The organism is Cellulosimicrobium sp. SH8, assembly GCF_025818875.1.
In the GTDB taxonomy this organism is placed as follows: Bacteria; Actinomycetota; Actinomycetes; order Actinomycetales; family Cellulomonadaceae; genus Cellulosimicrobium; species Cellulosimicrobium cellulans_D.
The window spans coordinates 78,590-97,171 of the sequence record NZ_JAMXMH010000007.1 but is presented as its reverse complement, the minus strand read 5'-3'; the positions used below and the strand labels follow the sequence as shown (position 1 = coordinate 97,171).

Here is an 18,582-nt window from a genome sequence, read left to right as displayed (position 1 = left end):
CCGTGCTCGACCAGCAAGAGCTTCCGCCCGGGTCGGCGCCCGCCGCCCCCGCGGACGACGCCGCACCGCCCGCCGGACGCGCGCACCGCATGGACCGGCCGACGGTCTTCGCCGCCGCGCTGCTCGTCGCCGTCGGTGGTCTCGTCTACGAGCTCATCCTCGGGACGGCGGCGTCGTACCTGTTCGGCGACTCCGTCGTCGCGTTCTCCGTCGCGACCGGGCTCACGCTGTTCGGCATGGGCCTCGGCTCGCTCCTCGCGCCGCGGCTCCAGCGCACCGCGGGGCTGAGCTTCGTCCGCAACGAGCTCGTGCTGTCGCTCCTCGGCGGCACGTCGGTGCTCGCGCTGTTCTGGGCGTACGCGTCGACCGAGCTCGCGTGGGTCGTGTTCGTGATCCTGTCGCTCGCGATCGGCACGGCGATCGGCGTCGAGATCCCGCTGCTCGTCGCGGTGCTCAAGGAACGGGGGAGCGAGGGGTCGGTCTCGCTCCTGTCGAAGGTGCTCGCGCTCGACTACTTCGGGGCGCTCGCGGCGTCGCTGCTGTTCCCGTTCCTCCTGCTGCCGTACCTCGGGCTCGTCCGCACCGCGTTCGCGGTCGCCGTGCTCAACGTCGCGGTCGCGGCGTTCATGCTCGCGCGCATGGGCCACCCGCCGCGGTGGACCGCGCTCGCCGCCGTGACGCTCGCGGTGCTCCTCGCGGGGTTCGCCGCGTCCACGTGGCTCGAGACCCGCATCAGCGCGGGGATGTACCAGGACCCGGTCGTGGCGCAGGAGCGCAGCGCGTACCAGCAGGTCGTCGTCACCGAGTACCGCGGCGACACGCGCCTCTACCTGGACAACCAGCTCCAGTTCTCCTCCGTCGACGAGGCCCGGTACCACGAGACCCTCGCGCACGCGGCGATGACGTCCGTCGCGGCACCCGCGTCCGTCGCGATCCTCGGCGGCGGCGACGGCCTCCTCGCGCGCGAGGTGCTGCGCTACGACGCGGTGCAGGAGGTCACGCTCGTCGACCTCGACCCCGCGGTCACCGACCTCGCGCGCGAGAACCGGCTCCTCACCGACCTCAACGAGCACGCGCTCGACGACCCGCGCGTGACGGTCGTCAACGCCGACGCCTTCCGGTGGGTCGAGGACACGCCGCAGGCGTTCGACGTCGTGCTGATCGACCTCGTCGACCCGTCGACCGAGCGCGTCGCCAAGCTGTACTCGCAGGAGTTCTACGGCATGGTCGCCTCGCACCTGCGGCCGGGCGGCGCGTTCGCGACCCAGGCGACCTCCACCTACTTCACGCCGAACGCGTTCTGGCAGGTCGTGTCCACCGTCCGCGCCGCGGCCCCCGATCGTGCCGTCGTGCCGCTCACGGTCAACGTCCCGTCGTTCGGCGAGTGGGGCTTCGCGCTCTCCCTCGCCGGGGGTGACGCGTCTGCCGGGGCAGGAGAGCCCGACGGCGTCCCCGGGCTCTTCGCGCGCACGCCGCTCCCCGAGGGCCTGCGGTTCCACGACGCGGCGTCGCTCGCCGCGACCACGCACCTGCCCGCCGACAACCCGCCGCGCGACCTGCCGCCGTCGACCCTGCTCTCCCCGACCGTGCAGCGCACGTATCAGGAGGACATGCGCACCTGGCGCTACTGAGCCGCGTGCGCCACGGCCTCCAGCGCGTCGAGCGCCGCGAACGGGTCGTCCGGGCGGGAGGGGTCGGGGCTCGTCGCGACGAGCACGACGCTCGACACCCCGCCCGCGCCGAGCTCGGCGAGCCGGGCCCGGAAGGCGTGAGGGGGTCCGACGACGGCGAGCGCGTCGACCCACGCGTCCGGCATCGCGGCGGCGAAGGCCTCGGGGGTGTCGCTCGCGTCGCGCAGGGCGCGGAAGTCGTCGGCGAACGGCAGCGGGTCGATCTGCGCCGACCAGTCCGACTCGCCCAGGACGGCGAGGTGCGGTCGGACGATCGCGCGGGCGGTCGCGACGTCGTCGTGCACCGCGCCGAGGGAGAACGCGACGACGCGGTGCTCCGGCGGGGCGGCGTCGCCCGCGCTCGCCCGACCGGCGTCGATCGCGGCCCGTGCGACGGCCAGGTACTCCGGGGTCACGGGCATGTCGAGGATCGTCCCGTCGGCGACGCGTCCGGACACCTCGAGCGAGCGCGGGCCGCGGACCCCGGCGAGCACGGGCGGCGGCGAGGCGGGCGAGGCGTGCAGCGCGACGTCGTCGACCGACACGTACCGCCCGGAGACGGTCACGCGCTCACCGTGCAGCAGCGCGCGCACGGCCGACGTCGTCTCCTCGAGCATCGCGAGCGGGCTCCCGGGCCAGACGCCGATCTGCCGCATCCACGCGGGCATGCCGTGCCCGAGCCCCAGGTGCAGGCGACCGGGGTGCAGGGCGGTGAGGGTCGCGGCCTCCATCGCGGCGGTCGACGGCGCGCGCGTCGCGGCGGGGAGGATCCCGATGCCCACCGTCAGCCGCTCGGTCGCGGCGAGGACGGTCGCGGCCTGCGCGATCCCACCGTGGAACGTGAGGTCCTCGACGACCCACACCTCGTCGAGGCCCACCTCCTCGGCGCGGCGCGCGAACGGCACGATCTGGTCGGCGGGCAGCTCGCGCGGCAGGATCACACCGAGCGCGGGGGTCGTCGAGGTCGCCATACCGCGACCGTACTCTGACAGCGCTCCCACCTGCGAGGTCGCCCGGGCGACCGCCCGGAAAGCCCTGGCCTCGCCCGGGGGGTGGCGCCTACCGTCGAGGCATGACCGCGCTCGACGACGACGCCCTGGCCGCCCTCGACACCCACCTGCGCGCGGCGGCCGACGCCGACGCGTTCTCCGGCGTCGTGCGGATCGAGCGCGACGGCGACCCGCTGTTCGAGCGCGCGTACGGCGTCGCGTCGCGCCGCTGGGGCGTCCCGGTCCGCACGAGCACGCGGTTCGACGTCGCGTCCGTGACCAAGCCGTTCACCGCCGTCGCGGTGCTCCAGCAGGTCGGGGAGGGGCGGCTCGGGCTCGACGACCGCATCCACGACCACGTCGACCTCGCGGACACGACGATCCCGCAGGGGGTGACGCTCCGGCACCTGCTGACGCACACCTCGGGCATCGCGGACGACGCCGACGAGGAGGCGGGCGAGTCGTACGAGGCGCTGTGGGTCGACCGGCCGAGCTACTCGGTGACGCGCACGGTCGACTTCCTCCCGGGGTTCGTCCACAAGGAGCCGAACTTTCCGCCGGGGGAGGGGTGCCGGTACTGCAACGTCGGCTTCGTGCTCGCCGGGCTCGCGCTGGAGGCCGTCACCGGGACCACGTACCGCGAGCACGTGCGCGAGCACGTCTTCGCGCGGGCAGGCATGGACCGCTCCGGTTTCTTCCGCATGGACGAGGCCGAGCCCGACGTCGCGGAGGGCTGGGAGCCCGTCCGCGAGGGCCCGGAGGACGAGGGGCCCGTCACCGGCTGGCGGCAGAACATCTACTCCTACCCGCCCGTCGGCTCGCCCGACGGCGGCGCGCACGTCACCGCGCACGACCTCGCCCGGTTCTGGGCCGCCGTCCGCGGCGGTGAGCTCCTGCCGCCCGACCTCACGCGCGCGTTCCTCACCCCGCAGGTCAAGCACGACGACGGCGACACGGACGAGACGGACGACAAGGACGCCGAGGGCGTGGAGCGCGCGGCGAGCGTGCACTACGGGTTCGGGCTCGAGTTCGAGCTCCTCGCCGACGGCTCCGTGCGCTCCGCGTACAAGGAGGGGATCAACACCGGGTCGAGCGCGATGCTGCGCCACTACCCCGACGCGGGAGCACCCGCCCCGCACGGCCTCCCGCCCGCCGGGGCGCCCGGCGTGACCGTCGTCGTCGTGTCCAACGGGGAGGCCGGCGCCTGGGAACCGGTCCGACGGATCGACGCGCTCCTCCTGGGGTGAGCGAGGGCAGCCCGGACATTGCGTGGCGTGCAAACGTAGGTCGCCATCCGGCGTAACCTTCCGGGGTGACGAGTGGAGGACACCAGCCGCCGGTGCTGTCGGACGTGGCACAGCTCGCCGGAGTGAGCATCTCGACGGTCTCGAGGGTGCTCACAGGGCGTACCCCCGTGAGCCCTCGGCTCAGGGACAAGGTCCAGGCGGCGGTCTCGGAGCTCGGCTACCGGCCCAACGCCGCGGCGCAGACGCTCGTCAGCGGACGTCGCTCGACGGTGGCGGTCCTCGCGAGGAACACGCTGCGGTACGGCTACGCTGCCACCCTCCAGGGCATCGAGGAGGCCGCGCGGGCGGCGGGCTACGTGGTGTCGATCGCCGTCGTGGAGTCGGAGGCGCCGCGCGACCTCGATCGCGCGGTCGACCTCGTCCTGTCGCAGTCGCTGGCGGGAGCGATCGTCGTGGAGTTCGACTCGCTCGGCGTGCGCACGCTCGAGTCGTTGCCGGACGCGCTGCCCGTCGTCGCGGCGGCCGGTGCTCGGCGCCGGCCGGGTCCGCGACCGCACGCGTTCCTCGACGACCAGGCGGGGGGCGAGGAGGCGACGCGCTACCTCCTGGGGCTGGGGCACCGCACCGTGCACCACGTGGCGATCCCGTCGACACGTCCGCGCAGCGGTCGAACCTGGGGCTGGCGTCGCGCGCTCGAGAGCGCGGGCGTTGAACGGCCTGGCGTGATCCAGGCGAGCTATGACCCGGACTCCGGGTACGAGGCCGGGCTGGCGCTCGCGGCGGACCCGGCCGTCACCGCCGTGCTGTGCGGCAACGACGAGCTCGCCATCGGCGTCATGCGCGCACTCACGGAGCAGGGCAGGCGAGTGCCCGAGGACGTCAGCGTGGTCGGCTTCGACGACCAGCCGTTCGCGCGCATGTGGAGCCCGCCCCTCACGACGGTCGCCCAGGACTTCGTCGACCTCGGACGCCGGACGTTCGGGATGCTCGCGCGCTGGGTGGAGACGGGCGAGCGTCCGGAGGACAGCGCTGCCAGGCCAGAGCTCGTCCTCCGGGAGAGCGCTGCGCCACCTCGGGACTGACACCCCCTCCTCTCCTCCGGCCGCACCGGAAGTCGCGGTCGGCGCGTCGCCCCGCGCCCCGTGACCCGGCACACCCAGTCTGACCAACGTTTGCAGAGCAAGGGATGTGTGCGCTAACTTCTGACCAACGTTTGCAGGAACCCGCACAGGTGCGGGGCGACGAGGGAGTGCGCGTACGTGGTGAGCACAACGGTGGCCGAGGACGTCCGGGACGCGGACGGAACCCAGGCATGGCCTCGAGTGGTGCGTCTGGCGGCGGCCGGTGCGGCCGTCGTCCTCCTGCTCCCGGAGGACGGTCTCCCCGAGGTGCTGCACTGGGGCGCCGACATCGGGGACAGCCGCGAGGACCTCGAGGACCTCGAGAGGGCGACCCGGCCGGTCCTCGCGACGAACGGCGTCGACCACGGCGTGCGCGTCGCGCTCCTGCCGGAGTCCTGGACGGGCTGGACCGGGACGCCGGGGCTCTCCGGTCACCGTGCCGGGGCGAGCTGGTCGCCGCGGTTCCGCCCGACGCGGATCGACGTGGACGAGCACGAGCAGGGCGGATCGGTCGTCGTCCAGGCGCACGACACGGCTGCTGGCCTGCGCCTCGGGCTGGAGCTGGAGCTGCTCCCCTCGGGTCTGCTCCGGCTGCGTGGACGGGTGACCAACGTCGGGGCCCGGCCGTACACCCTCGACGGCCTGCGCCTCGCCCTGCCGGTCCCCACGAAGGCGGACGAGATCCTCGACCTCGCCGGGCGCTGGGCCAAGGAGCGAGTCCCGCAGCGGGCTCCGTTCGTCGTCGGCTCCCACGTCCGCGAGGGCAGGCACGGTCGGACCGGTGCAGACGCGGCGACGGTGCTCGTCGCGGGCGAGCCCGGGTTCGGCTTCGAGTCCGGGGAGACGTGGGGGGTCCACGTCGCCTTCAGCGGCAACCACGTCGTGTCCGCCGAGCGGACCTTCGACGGTCGCCGGCTCCTCCTGGGCGGCGAGCTGCTGCTGCCCGGCGAGGTCGAGCTGGCGCCGGAGGAGTCATACACCGGCCCCTGGATCTATGCGAGCCACGCGGACGGGCTCGATGCGCTCGCCGCCCGGTTCCACGACCACCTGCGCGCGCGCCCCCGGCACCCGCGCTCACCCCGCCCGGTCGTCATGAACGTGTGGGAGGCCGTCTACTTCCACCACGACCTCGACCGGCTCAAGGAGCTTGCCGACCTTGCGGCGGAAGTGGGGGTCGAGCGGTTCGTGCTCGACGACGGGTGGTTCGGCGGGCGTCGTGACGACGCCACCGGCCTCGGCGACTGGGCGGTCTCCGAGGAGGTCTGGGGCGACGGGCGCTTCACCGAGCTCGTCCGGCACGTCAAGGGGCTCGGGATGGAGTTCGGGCTCTGGTTCGAGCCCGAGATGGTGAACCCCGACTCCGACCTCGCCCGGCGGCACCCGGAGTGGATCCTCCAGGTCGAGGGCAGGCTCCCCGTCGAGGCACGCCACCAGCAGGTGCTCGACCTCTCGCACCCGGGAGCATACGAGCACGTGCTCTCCAGCGTCGTCGCCGTCGTCCGCGAGCACGGGGTCGACTTCGTCAAGTGGGACCACAACCGCGACCTCGTCGACGCAGGGTCGACGCGCACCGGCCGCGCCGGGGTCCACGAGCAGACGCTCGCCGCCTACCGCCTCATCGACGAGATCCGCGCGCGGTGCCCGGGCCTGGAGATCGAGTCCTGCTCGTCCGGCGGCGCACGGGTCGACCTCGAGATCCTCGAGAGGACCGACCGGGTCTGGGCGTCGGACTGCATCGACGCCCACGAGCGGCAGCAGATCCAGCGCTGGACCGCGCAGCTCCTGCCGCCCGAGCTGGTCGGCAGCCACGTGGGGGCGGACCGGGCGCACACGACGGGCCGCCGGCTCGACCTCTCGTTCCGCGCCGCGACGGCGGTCTTCGGGCACTTCGGCATCGAGTGGGACCTCTCGGAGGCCGGCGAGGCAGAGCGCGCGGAGCTCGCCGGCTGGGTCGACTACTACAAGCAGGTGAGGCACCTCGTGCACACGGGTCGTGTGGTGCGCCGGTCGCTCGAGGGCGGTGACCTGTGGCTCCACGGCGCGGTGAGCCCGGACCGCACCGAGGCGCTCTACGGCCTCACGCTCCGCGAGCGCCACGTCACCTGGCCCGCGGGCCGGGTGCGGCTGCCCGGCCTGGACCCTGACGCGACGTACCTCGTCCGCCCGTCGGGCCCGGCCGTCGTCCGGGGCGACGACCCGCGCACGGCCCCCACCTGGTGGGCGGACGGACTGCGGCTGAGCGGGGCGGCGCTCGGCTCCGTCGGGATCAGCGTCCCGGCGCTCGACCCGGACCAGGCGGTGCTGATCCACGTGGAGGTGGAGAGATGAGCGCGGAGACGAGTACGCGTCCGGCAGCCCCCGCCCGGGCGGCTCGGCGGCGGTCGCAGGAGGTGCGGAACCTCCCCGCGGCGCTGCTGTTCGTGCTGCCCGCTGGCATCGGGTTCCTCGTGTTCTTCCTGTGGCCGACGCTTCGGGGGATCTGGCTGAGCTTCACCGACTCGACCGCGTTCAACGCGGGCGGCTTCGTCGGGCTCGAGAACTACCAGCGGATGGTCGCGGACCCGGTCTTCTGGAACGCCTTCAAGGTGACCATCTGGTACGTGCTGCTCAACATCGGGCTCCAGACGGTGCTCGCCGTGGTGGTCGCGGTGCTCATGCACCGGCTCACGCAGTCGATGGCGATCCGCGGCATCATCCTCACCCCGTACCTCGTGTCCAACGTCGTCGCGGCGATGCTCTTCCTGATGCTGCTCGACTACCAGCTCGGGTTCGTGAACGAGCTGGTCGAGACGCTCGGCGGCGACCGCATCATGTTCTTCGGCGACCAGTCCCTCGTGATCCCCACGATCGCCCTGGTGAACGTGTGGCGGCACCTCGGGTACACGGCGCTGCTGCTCTTCGCCGGGCTGCAGACGATCCCGGAGAACCTCTACGAGGCGGGCCGCGTGGACGGCGCGTCCGAGCTGCGCATGTTCCGCTCGATCACGATGCCGCTCCTGCGCCCCTACCTGGGCCTCGTGCTCATCGTCACGATGATCGGTTCGTTCCAGGTCTTCGACACGGTGTCGGTCGCGACCCAGGGCGGGCCGGCGAACGCCTCGAACGTCATCCAGTACTACATCTACCAGGTCGCCTTCAGCCGCGGGTACGACTTCGGGTACGCGTCGGCCATGTCGGTCGCCCTGCTCGTGGTGCTCGCCGTGATCGCGGTCGTCCAGTTCCGGCTCACCCGGGCCAACCAGAACGACATGGCGTGAGGTTCCGATGACCACCACAGCTCCAGCACCCGTCGCGGCACCGACCGAGCAGGCCCCGACCGAGGCGACGACCCGTCGTCGGCCCCGGATCACCCCGGGCCGCGTCCTCGGCTGGGTCGTGCTCGTGCTCCTCATGATCGTGACGATCTTCCCGTTCTACTGGATGTTGCGGACGGCGCTGTCCACCAACGCGGCACTGCCCGGAGGCGCCGCGGACCCGCTGCCCGTCGGGTTCAGCTGGGAGGGCTTCCGCCGCGCGCTCGGGCTCGCCACGGCGCAGGAGTCGCTCGCCGACGGCGGGTCCGGTGCCTCGATGGACTTCCCGCGGTACCTGCTGAACTCCGTCGTCGTCGCGACCCTCGTCACGGTCTGCCAGGTGTTCTTCTCCGCGATGGCCGCGTACGCGTTCGCGCGGCTGCGGTGGCCGGGTCGCGACGCCGTCTACGCGGTCTTCCTCACCGGCCTGATGGTCCCGACCATCTTCACGCTCCTGCCGAACTTCCTCCTGGTGCGCGACCTCGGCCTGCTCGACACGCTGCCGGGGATCGCGCTCCCGACGATGCTCATGACCCCGTTCGCGGTGTTCTTCCTCCGGCAGTTCTTCGCCGGGATCAGCTTCGAGATCGAGGAGGCGGCGAAGCTCGACGGAGCCGGGCGGTTCAGGACGTTCTTCACGATCGTCCTGCCCATGGCCTCGCCCGCCGTGGTGACCCTCGCGGTCCTCACCTACATCACGGCGTGGAACGACTACCTGTGGCCGTTGCTCGTGAGCCAGTCCGACGACTCACGAGTGCTCACCCTCGCGCTCGGGATCTTCCGGGCGCAGTCCCCCCAGGCGTCTCCGGACTGGGCCGGCCTCATGGCGGCGACGCTGCTCGCAGCGCTGCCGATGCTCCTGCTCTTCCTCGCGTTCGCGAAGAGGATCGTCAACTCGATCGGCTTCACGGGAATCAAGTAGCCGCTCGTCACCAGGGGGCTCACGGGTACGGCGGCCGTCGGACCCGACAACCATTCCGCACCATCGACGCGGATGTCTGCGAAAGGGAACAACGATGCGAAAGTCTGTCCACGCCGCGGTGGCAGGATCCCTGGTCCTCGCCCTCGGCGCCTGCTCGTCGGGGGGCGGCTCGGGCTCGGGCGGTTCCGGCGACGAGATCTCGTACTGGCTCTGGGACTCGAACCAGGTACCCGCCTACCAGGCGTGCGCCGCGGCGTTCACGGAGGAGAACCCGGACGTCACGGTCAAGATCGAGCAGTTCGCCTGGGACGACTACTGGACGAAGCTCACGGCGTCGTTCGTCGGTGGCTCGGGTCCGGACGTCTTCGTCGACCACCTGTCGAAGTACGGCGAGTTCGCCGCGCAGGGACAGATCGTCGCGCTCGACGAGCTGGTGGAGAAGGACTCGGTGGACATCACCGTCTACGCCGAGGGGCTCATCGACCCGTGGCGCTACGCCGACGGCTCGCTGTACGGCCTCCCGAAGGACTGGGACACGACCGCCTTCTTCTACAACGAGGCGCTCGTCGCCGACGCCGGCTACACGGCGGACGACCTGTGGGCGGCCGACTGGAACCCGGACGACGGCGGCACGTTCGAGCAGATCGTCGCGCACCTGACGGTGGACGCGAACGGAGTGCGTGGTGACGAGGCCGGGTTCGACAAGTCGAACGTCGCGGTCTACGGCCTGGGCATCAACCCGAACTTCGAGGAGACGGGCCAGATGCAGTGGGCCAACTTCACGGGCTCGCTGGACTGGGACTACCTGGACGAGAACCCGTGGGGCACGCGCTACAACTTCGACGACCCGGAGTTCCAGAAGGCGGTCGACTGGTTCTACGGCCTCGCGGACAAGGGCTACGCACCTGCGGCGGGCGTGTTCTCCGAGGAGACGCTCACCCAGGTGGGTTCCGGCAAGGTCGCCATGGGCACGAACGGCTCCTGGGCGACCGGGACCTTCAAGGCGCTCGAGGGCGTCGAGGTCGGTATCGCGCCCGGGCCGGTCGGTCCGACGGGTGACCGCGCGTCCGTGTTCAACGGGGTCGCCGACTCGATCAGCGCGTCGTCGAAGAAGCAGGACGCGGCCTGGGAGTGGGTCCAGTACCTCGGCTCCAGCGCGTGCCAGGACATCGTCGCCGAGCACGCCGTCGTCTTCCCCGCGATCCCCGAGTCCGCGGACAAGGCGCTGGCCGCGTTCGAAGCGAAGGGCTGGGACGTCTCGGCGTTCTTCAGCTACCGCGAGGAGGGCCGCACGTTCCTCCCGCCGATCACGGTCCGCGCCGGTGAGGTGAACGCCATCGCGTCGGTCGCGTTCGAGGACATCGCTCTCGGCAACAAGGACGCGTCGTCCCTGACGGAGGCGAACGAGCAGATCAACGCGGTCCTGGCGGACTGAGCACCAGCACGGACGGTGGGCGCGGCGCCCCGTGCCGCGCCCACCGTCCGCTCGGGGCGGTCGCACCGGCCGTCCCCCGGTTTCGACAGCACGAAGGAGTGTGGACAGATGCAAGGCAAGAGAACGGACGGCGGGCGCACGGTGCTCCGCCGGCTCACGGCAGGACTGACTGCGTCCCTGGTCGCCGCTACCGGAGCGGTGACCGTGCTGCCCGGTGCGGCGGCCGCCGAGGACGTCGAGGTCCTCGCGGTCGACCTGTCGGCGTCGACGGGCGCGGTGCAGGGCGGAGCGTCAGGCATGCTCTACGGCCTGGGCGACGACGGCGTGCCCACCGACGCGATCATCGCGGGGGCACGCCCGACGAACGTCACCCAGAAGGCACCGCACGGTGCGCAGCACCCCAACGGGGACCCGCTCGAGGTCGAGCGCTCGCTCTTCGAGAACGGGGGCGAGTACCTGATGGTGAACATCCAGGACTACTACCCGGACTGGTTCTACAACGGCGGCAAGCGTCCCGAGGACTTCGACACCTACCTCGACATCGTCCGCACCGTCGTGACGAGCATCGTGGAGGAGTCCGACTACCCGGAGCGGTACGTCTTCACGCCGTTCAACGAACCCGACGGCGGCAACTGGTACGGCGACTGGAACGTCATGCGGGACACCTTCCTCGCTGACTGGAAGGCGGCGTACGAGACCATCAAGGAGATCTACCCGGAGGCGAAGATCGCCGGCCCCGGTGACGCGTGGTGGCACGGGACCAGCACCCGCCAGATCCTCACCTACGCCAAGGCGAACGACGTTCTGCCGGACATGTGGACCTGGCACGAGCTCGGTGTCGAGAACCTCGCCACGTTCCGCTCGCACCTCGCGGAGTTCCGTCAGATCGAGCGCGAGGTCGGGGTCGGTCCGCTCCCGGTGAACATCACCGAGTACGCGATGCGTCGTGACATGGGCGTCCCGGGCCAGCTGGTGCAGTGGATCTCGATGTTCGAGGACGAGAAGGTCGACGCGCAGACGGCGTACTGGACGTTCGCGGGCAACCTCAACGACAACATGGCCAAGAACAACGGCGCGAACGGCGCCTGGTGGCTGCTGAAGTGGTACGGCGACCTCACCGGCGAGACCGTGGAGCTCACGCCGCCGGCGCTGAACAAGGTCGACACGCTGCAGGGCCTCGCAGCCCTCGACGAGGAGAAGCACCAGGCGACGGTCCTGTTCGGTGGCGGCTCGAAGGACGTCCGCGTCGACGTGTCGGGCATCGACGCCGAGGTGTTCGGCGACGAGGTCGACGTCCAGGTGCGTCGTGCCGAGTTCACCGGGCAGGAGGGTGAGGCGCTGGCGCCGCCGGTCGTGGTGGCCGAGCGTGCCGCGGTGGTCGATGGTGCCGTGCAGGTCGTGGTCCCGAACAGCGACCGTCACTCGGCCTACCAGGTCGTGGTGACGCCGACGCTCGACGAGGCGCCGGTGGTGGACACGACGTGGGCGCACCGCCTGGAGGCGGAGTCGGCGCAGCTGTCCGGGCTGACCGTGGTGGACCGTCCGGCCGGGGACGCGTGGACGTTCGCGGCCTCGGGCGCGAAGGACGTGCGCGGGTTCACGTCGGCGGGTGCGTCGGCGTCGTGGACGGTCGACGTCCCGACGACGGGCACGTACCGCCTGGGTGTCATCGCGGGAGTGAACGGGCCGAACGTGGGGCCCGGCTCGCACGCGCTGTTCGTCGACGGAGCCCAGGCGGGCACGATCCGCTACGAGGCCGGGTTCTCGGACTCCTACCGTGGCAAGGCCGAGGTCCTGGTGGAGCTCCAGGCGGGCGCGCGCGAGCTGTCGGTGCGTGCCAGCGCCGACGGGTCCACGGTCCTGCCGGGCGCGAACGTGACCCTCGACCGGTTCGACCTCGAGCGCGTCGACGGTCCGGACACCTCGACCTACCCGGCGAACCTCGCCCGCCTGTCCGGTGCGACGGTCTCCTACGACGCCGGCACGGCCGGGCGCGTGGAGGTCGCGGGCGAGGGCTCGGCGACGTTCTACGTGGCCGCTCGCGAGACGGGGTACTACGACGTCACGCTGGACTACTCGGCGGACGCGGCAGCGACGGTGGGCCTGCGGCTCAACGGTCGTGAGGTGGCCGGTCTCGCGGCGGACGCCGCGGGCGAGCGCACCTCGACGGCGCGGCTGCACCTCGCCAAGGGCATCACGGAGCTCACGGTCACCTCGCCCGAGGGCATCGCGCTCGGGTCGCTGACCACCACGCGGGCCGCCGAGTCCGACGCGACGGTCACGACGGTCGAGGCCGAGGACGTGCTCCAGCTCGCGGGCGGTGCGCGCCTGGAGTCGGTGTCGCAGCCGACCGACGTGTCCGGCCGGCAGGTCTCCTGGCTGGGCGGCAGCCCGCAGAGCGTCGCCGTGTGGCCGCGCGCCGAGGGTGTGGGCGCGGGTCAGTACGACCTCGTGGTGCGGTACGCGAACGCGGAGAAGAACACCGGGCACGCGTACAACACCGACGTCATTACGCGCTTCCTCGACGTGAGCGAGGCCGGGGCCGGCACCACGCGCGGCGCCTTCCGGCACAACTACTCGTGGAAGGGCTTCTGGACCCACACGGTCGCCCTGGACCTGACCACGGACGACGGCGCCCTGACGCTGGGCAACGCGACGGGCTGGGCCCCGAACCTGGACACGCTCGCCCTGGCGCCGCTGGTGCTGGACGTGACCAACTCCGGTTCCTCCGCGGGCGTCGCGCTGGACGTCCAGGTCCAGCCGCGCTGCCTGGCCGGCAAGGCCTACCTCGCGGTGCGCGCGACGAACCAGGAGCAGTCCGCCGTCGACATCTCGGTCGCCACGGCGTTCGGCACCCGCGAGTTCGCCGCGGTCGGCTCCGAGCGCTCCGGCTACCAGTCGTTCGCCACGCGCGCGGCCCGGCTCGAGGCGGGCAGCGTCACGGTGACGGGCGCGACGGACGGGCGTGAGGGTCGGTACGACCTCGCGTACGACGCGCTCGACTGCGGCTGATCCGCTGACGGTCGTCCGCCACGTCGCTCGGGCCTCGCAGGGTATGAACGACGCGAGGCCCGAGCGACGGGCTCCAGGTCGTACGCACTACACGGACCTGGAGCTCGCGCTCCGGGCGTTCGGCGCCTGCGACGCCAGGACGACCGCAGCGGTCCGGGACGTCGTCGCGGACGTCTCGTTCGACGACGTCTGGATGCCCCGGTCGCGCGGGTACGTCGCGCTCGCGCGTGCCGGGGTCATCCAGGCCTGGATCCATCCCGGCTTCGTCGACGTCAGGTCGGGGCCCGGCGGGGCCCGTCGGATCCCCCTCCCGCGCCGCGGACCGGCAAGCACAGGCGACGTCGACCCCGGCACGATGCACGACGGCGACGTCGAGGAGACCGCGATGACGACTGATCGGCGACCCACCCCGACGCGGGGGGAGCGGAGCAGCGACCGGCTGCTCGGTACGGTGCGCAGGGAGCGCATCGCCGCCGCCGTGCGCGTCCGTGGCGTCGTCACGGTCGCCGACCTGGTCCGCGACCTCGGGGTGTCCGAGATGACCGTTCGTCGCGATCTCGCCGCCCTCGCGGAGCGCGGTCTGCTCCACCGGGTGCACGGCGGCGCGACGTCGGCCCGAGGACAGGGAGCGGTGCACGTCCCGCGGCCCGGACCCCCTCGTGCGGGTGACGACGCGCTCGCGGAGGTCGCCGTGCGGTTGATCGAGCCCGGGGGCGTCGTCGCGCTGGGGTCGGGGACCACCACGCCCCTCCTTGCAGAACGGATCGTGAGTGATCCACGGCTCCGGCCGCTCACGGTCCTGACGAGCTCGACGGTCGTCGCGCGAGTCGTGGACTCTGCAGGAGACGGCCTGCTGACGGCGATCCTCACCGGTGGCACGCGCACCGCGTCGGGGACTCTCGTGGGCCCGCTGGCGCGACGCGCGTTCGGCGAGATTCCCAGCAGGCTCGCCTTCGTCGACGCCTGCCGGATCACGTCCGAGACCGGGGTGGCGGACCTGGGCCACGACGAGGCCGACGTCAGCCGGGCGATGGTGGAGAACGCCGATCGAGTCGTGGTCCTCGCGAGCCGATCGGCCTGGCGGCCCGGCGGGCGGCACCCGATCGCTTCGCTGGACGAGGTCGACGTCCTCGTCACCGACGACGCGGCGCCTGCCCGCGAGCGCGAACGGGCCGGGTCCGCCGTCGGGCGGCTGCTGCTCGCACCTGCCGGGGCCGCGCTCCCGGCACGTCGTCGTCTCGTACGCGACTGAGGTGGCCCCGCACGCCACGAGACTCCGCGCGCCTCCGCACGAGACCTCCACACGGTCCGGCCCGCATCGGCCCAGCGGGGTCGGGTCGCTCGCCTAGGCTCGTGAGCCATGCCCTCCGGACTCTCCGCCGCCCTCTCGGCCGCCCTGCCCGCCGCGTCGACGGCGGAGCCCGCGCTCGACGGCGTCGCCGGCTGGGCCGTGAACCTCATGGAGACGCTGGGCCCGGTCGGCGCGGCGATCGCGATCGCGCTCGAGAACCTGTTCCCGCCCCTGCCGAGCGAGATCATCCTGCCGCTCGCGGGCTTCACGGCGAGCCAGGGGAGCTTCGGGCTCGTCGAGGCCATCCTGTGGACGACGGCCGGGTCGGTGGTCGGGGCGCTGGCGCTGTACCTCGTCGGGGCGCTCGTCGGGCGCGAGCGCACGCGCTGGGTCGCGGAGCGCCTGCCGCTCGTCAAGGTCGCGGACGTGGACCGCACCGAGCAGTTCTTCCTCAAGCACGGCGGCGCGACCGTCTTCTTCGGTCGCTTCATCCCGATCTTCCGCAGCCTCATCTCGATCCCGGCCGGGGTGGAGCGCATGCCGCTGTGGAAGTTCCTCGGTCTGTCCGCGGCGGGCAGCCTCGTGTGGAACACGATCTTCGTCTACGCCGGGTACGCGCTCGGCGAGCAGTGGCACGTCGTGGAGGAGTACGCGGGCGTGCTCCAGAAGGTCGTGATCGTGGTCGTCGCGGCCGCGGTCGTGTGGTTCGTCGTGACGCGCGTCTGGCGCTGGGTGAACGACGACGAGCGCCCCGCCCACGCGCGCGGCGGGCGGTCGTCGTCGCCTGCCCGCGACGACGCCTGACCGTTCCCGACGCCTGACGGCCCGCACCCGGGTCGTCCCGACGCTCGCGGCGCGGCAGTCCCGCGGTCGTCGCCCGCGCGGTCGGGGCGAGCCTGGCGGATGATCGGAGCGTGCCCGACGAGACCCCCCGCCCGAGCGCGCCGCCGAGCCAGCACCCGAGCGCGTCGCCCGGCGCGTCCCGGGCAGCGCCCGATGCTGGAACCGACGGGGTGCTCGTCGCGACGGGGCGGCACTCCCCGCTCGCTGCCCAGCGGCACCGCGTCCGCGTGCGCCGGGTCGCCGCGACCGTCGTCGTGGTGCTGGCGGTGCTCTCGCTCGCGGGCCTGGTCGCGCGGCGGCTCTGGGAGCGGCTGACCGTCTTCCAGGACTTCCTGCCGGGCGTCGAGGCGAGCAGCCGCGCGTCGAGCATCCTGCTCGCGGCCGTCGTCCTGCTCCTCACGGCGCGCGGCCTGCGCAACGGCCACCGGCTTTCGTGGGTCGTGACGTGCGCGGTGCTGGGGCTGACGGCCGTCGCGCACCTGGTCCACCACCGGCACGCGCTGCCCGCGGTCGTCGTGCTGCTCGCCGTCGGGTGGCTCCTCACGCAGTGGCGCGCGTTCCCCGTCCTGCCCACGCGGCGCGCGGTGCGCCGGGCGGTGCTGCTCCTCGTTGCGATCGGGGTCGCGCTGGTCCTCGTCGTGGTCGCGGTCGCCGTGGTGCTCGCGGCGCGCGACGCGGGCGACGCCGAGCTCGAGAGCGCGGCCCGCGTGCTCGCCGCGGTCGCGACGGTGCTCAACCTCGTGCTCGTGGTGCTCGTGCTCTGGTGGCTGCTCTCCCCGCGGTCGCCCAAGCCCGCGACGACGGCGGAGCACCTCGCCGAGCGGGAGAAGGCGCGCGCGGTCGTGGCCGCGCACGGGGGCGGCACGCTCGACTACTTCGCCCTGCGCGACGACAAGGACTGGTTCTTCGTGGGCCACGGCGTCGTCGCCCACTCGGTCCGCAACGGCGTGTGCCTCGTCTCGCCCGACCCGATCTGCCCGCCCGCCGAGCGCGAGCTCGTCTGGGCCGAGTTCCTCGACCACGTCGCGCGCAACGGCTGGAAGGTCGCGGTCGTGGCGGCGGGCGAGCCGTGGCTCCCGGTCTACGAGGCATCGGGCCTGCTGCCTGCGTACCTCGGCGACGAGGCGACCGTGGACTGCCCGTCGTTCACGCTGGAGGGCAAGGCGCACAAGTCGCTGCGCCAGGCCGTCAACCGCGTCGCGCGCACCGGGTACACGACGACCTTCCACGACCCCACGGCGCTCGACCCCGCGCTGCGCGACGAGATCGCCGCGATGAGCGACGAGTCCCGGCGCGGCGAGGACGAGCGCGGGTTCTCCATGACGCTCTCGCGCCTGTTCGACCCCCACGACACCGGGCTCATGCTGTCCGTCACGCGTTCCGCCGAGGGTCGTGTGGACGCGTTCTGCCAGTGGGTGCCGGCGAGCGACATCGACGGCTGGTCGCTCGACGTCATGCGCCGCCGCCTCGACGTCCCCGACCTGCCGAACGGCCTCGTCGACGCGACGATCGTCGCGACGATCGCGGAGCTCGTCGCGCGCGGCCAGCGCGGGCTGGGCCTCAACTTCGCCGTCCTGCGCGAGCTCATGGAGGGCGAGCGCGACTCGCGGCTCGACCAGCTCGTGCGGCCGGTCGTCAAGAGGTTCTCCGAGGGCACGCAGGTGGAGACGCTCGCGACGTTCAACGACAAGTTCGACCCGGGCTGGACGCGCCGCTACGTCGTCCTCGACTCGGCGGAGCAGGCCGCCGCGCAGGCGCTCGTCATGGCCGGCGCGGAGGGGGTCACGGAGATCCCCGTGATCGGCCGGTTCCTGCGCGGGGTCGGCGCAGCCCCGGCAGAGGCCGCCCCCGCCGTGGCGACGTCCGGACCTGGAGCGGGGGGCGAGGCCTCGTGATCCTGTCTCTCCTCGCCGCCGTCGCCGCGAGCGTCCTGTACGCGGTGAGCACGATCATGCAGGCCGTGGCGACGCGGCGGGCGCACGGTCTCGCGGCCGTCGCGCAGCCGCTCGTCATCGGCGGGCTCGTGGTCGACGGCGTCGCGTGGCTCCTCTCGTTGCTCGCCCTCGACCATCTGCCGCTGTTCGTCGTGCAGGCCGTCGTCGCGGCGTCGCTGGTCGTCGTCGTCCTCCTTGCGCGGCTCGTGCTCGGCGCGACGCTGCGCCGTACGGACCTCGTGGCGATGGGTGTCGTCGTGGCCGGGCTCGTCGTGCTGGCGCTGGCCGCGGGGGAGCAGCCCGCGACGCACCCGCCGGCGGGCTTCGTGACGTGGGTCAACGTCGCCGGGGCCGCCGTCGCTGTGGGCACGGCCGCCGCCTACCGGCGCGGGCACCCCGTGCTCCTCGCCGTGCTCGGCGGCCTCGGGTACTCGGTGGCGGCGGTCGCCGCGCGCGGCGCCCACGCGTCCGGCGACCTGCTCGACACGGTGCTCCAGCCGCTGGCGATAGCGATCGTCCTCGGCGGCGTCGCGGGCGCGCTCGCCTACCTGCGCGCGCTCGAGCGCGGCGCGGTGGGCACGGTCGCCGCGACCGTGTCCGTCCTCGAGGTGCTCGTCCCCGGGATCGTCGGGCTCGCGGTGCTCGGCGACGTCGTGCGGTCGGGCTGGGCCGTCCCCGCGGTGCTCGCGACCCTCGCCGCGGTGGGCGGCTGCGTCGTCCTCGCGACGAGCCCGGCGAACGCCGCCGCAGAGGAGTCGGCCCCCACCCCCGCGGCCCCGGGAACGACCTAGTGTGGGCCGGAAACCCACCGAACCCGGGGTCGCT

Annotated in this window: 13 protein-coding genes; 12 read left to right on the top strand and 1 reads right to left on the bottom strand. The window is 72.8% G+C overall.

Annotated elements, in window-relative coordinates; all coding sequences use genetic code 11:
• The first annotated feature begins 2 nt into the window (after positions 1 to 2).
• A complete protein-coding gene (locus tag NF338_RS11285) occupies positions 3 to 1,631 on the top strand; it encodes a polyamine aminopropyltransferase (RefSeq protein WP_264030857.1) in 1,629 nt (542 codons plus the stop codon).
• Here NF338_RS11285 and NF338_RS11280 read toward each other — a convergent pair.
• Positions 1,625 to 2,641 (bottom strand): LLM class flavin-dependent oxidoreductase, encoded by a 1,017-nt coding sequence (locus tag NF338_RS11280; protein ID WP_264030856.1) that lies wholly within the window; start codon positions 2,639 to 2,641, stop codon positions 1,625 to 1,627. The genes NF338_RS11285 and NF338_RS11280 overlap by 7 nt on opposite strands.
• Before the next feature lie 101 nt (positions 2,642 to 2,742).
• On the opposite strand from NF338_RS11280, the gene NF338_RS11275 reads away from it, so the two are divergent.
• From NF338_RS11275 to NF338_RS11225, 11 genes are all read left to right on the top strand, one after another.
• Positions 2,743 to 3,906 (top strand): serine hydrolase domain-containing protein, encoded by a 1,164-nt coding sequence (locus NF338_RS11275; RefSeq protein WP_264030855.1) that lies wholly within the window; start codon positions 2,743 to 2,745, stop codon positions 3,904 to 3,906.
• Between the two features lie 65 nt (positions 3,907 to 3,971).
• Positions 3,972 to 4,988 (top strand): LacI family DNA-binding transcriptional regulator, encoded by a 1,017-nt coding sequence (locus NF338_RS11270; RefSeq protein ID WP_264030854.1) that lies wholly within the window; start codon positions 3,972 to 3,974, stop codon positions 4,986 to 4,988.
• 243 nt (positions 4,989 to 5,231) lie between these two features.
• The gene (locus NF338_RS11265) at positions 5,232 to 7,355 is read left to right on the top strand and encodes an alpha-galactosidase (RefSeq protein WP_318783045.1); all 2,124 of its coding nucleotides are present in this window, start codon (positions 5,232 to 5,234) and stop codon (positions 7,353 to 7,355) included.
• The gene (locus NF338_RS11260; protein ID WP_264030852.1) at positions 7,352 to 8,284 is read left to right on the top strand and encodes a carbohydrate ABC transporter permease; all 933 of its coding nucleotides are present in this window, start codon (positions 7,352 to 7,354) and stop codon (positions 8,282 to 8,284) included. Before NF338_RS11265 ends, NF338_RS11260 begins: the two co-directional genes overlap by 4 nt.
• A 7-nt stretch (positions 8,285 to 8,291) precedes the next feature.
• Positions 8,292 to 9,242, top strand: coding sequence for a carbohydrate ABC transporter permease (locus NF338_RS11255; protein WP_087470644.1), 951 nt, complete (start codon positions 8,292 to 8,294; stop codon positions 9,240 to 9,242).
• A 94-nt stretch (positions 9,243 to 9,336) separates the two neighbouring features.
• Entirely contained in the window at positions 9,337 to 10,677 is a 1,341-nt protein-coding gene (locus NF338_RS11250) for an ABC transporter substrate-binding protein (protein WP_264030850.1), read from the top strand.
• A 108-nt stretch (positions 10,678 to 10,785) separates the two neighbouring features.
• Positions 10,786 to 13,689 (top strand): hypothetical protein, encoded by a 2,904-nt coding sequence (locus NF338_RS11245; protein ID WP_264030849.1) that lies wholly within the window; start codon positions 10,786 to 10,788, stop codon positions 13,687 to 13,689.
• Between the two features lie 43 nt (positions 13,690 to 13,732).
• The gene (locus NF338_RS11240; RefSeq protein WP_264030848.1) at positions 13,733 to 14,941 is read left to right on the top strand and encodes a DeoR/GlpR family DNA-binding transcription regulator; all 1,209 of its coding nucleotides are present in this window, start codon (positions 13,733 to 13,735) and stop codon (positions 14,939 to 14,941) included.
• Positions 14,942 to 15,049: 108 nt separating this feature from the next.
• A complete protein-coding gene (locus NF338_RS11235) occupies positions 15,050 to 15,784 on the top strand; it encodes a DedA family protein (protein ID WP_087470648.1) in 735 nt (244 codons plus the stop codon).
• Between the two features lie 110 nt (positions 15,785 to 15,894).
• Entirely contained in the window at positions 15,895 to 17,718 is a 1,824-nt protein-coding gene (locus NF338_RS11230) for a bifunctional lysylphosphatidylglycerol flippase/synthetase MprF (RefSeq protein ID WP_264030847.1), read from the top strand.
• Entirely contained in the window at positions 17,715 to 18,548 is an 834-nt protein-coding gene (locus tag NF338_RS11225; RefSeq protein WP_264030846.1) for a hypothetical protein, read from the top strand. The genes NF338_RS11230 and NF338_RS11225 overlap by 4 nt, the downstream gene beginning before the upstream one ends.
• Positions 18,549 to 18,582 lie beyond the last annotated feature (34 nt).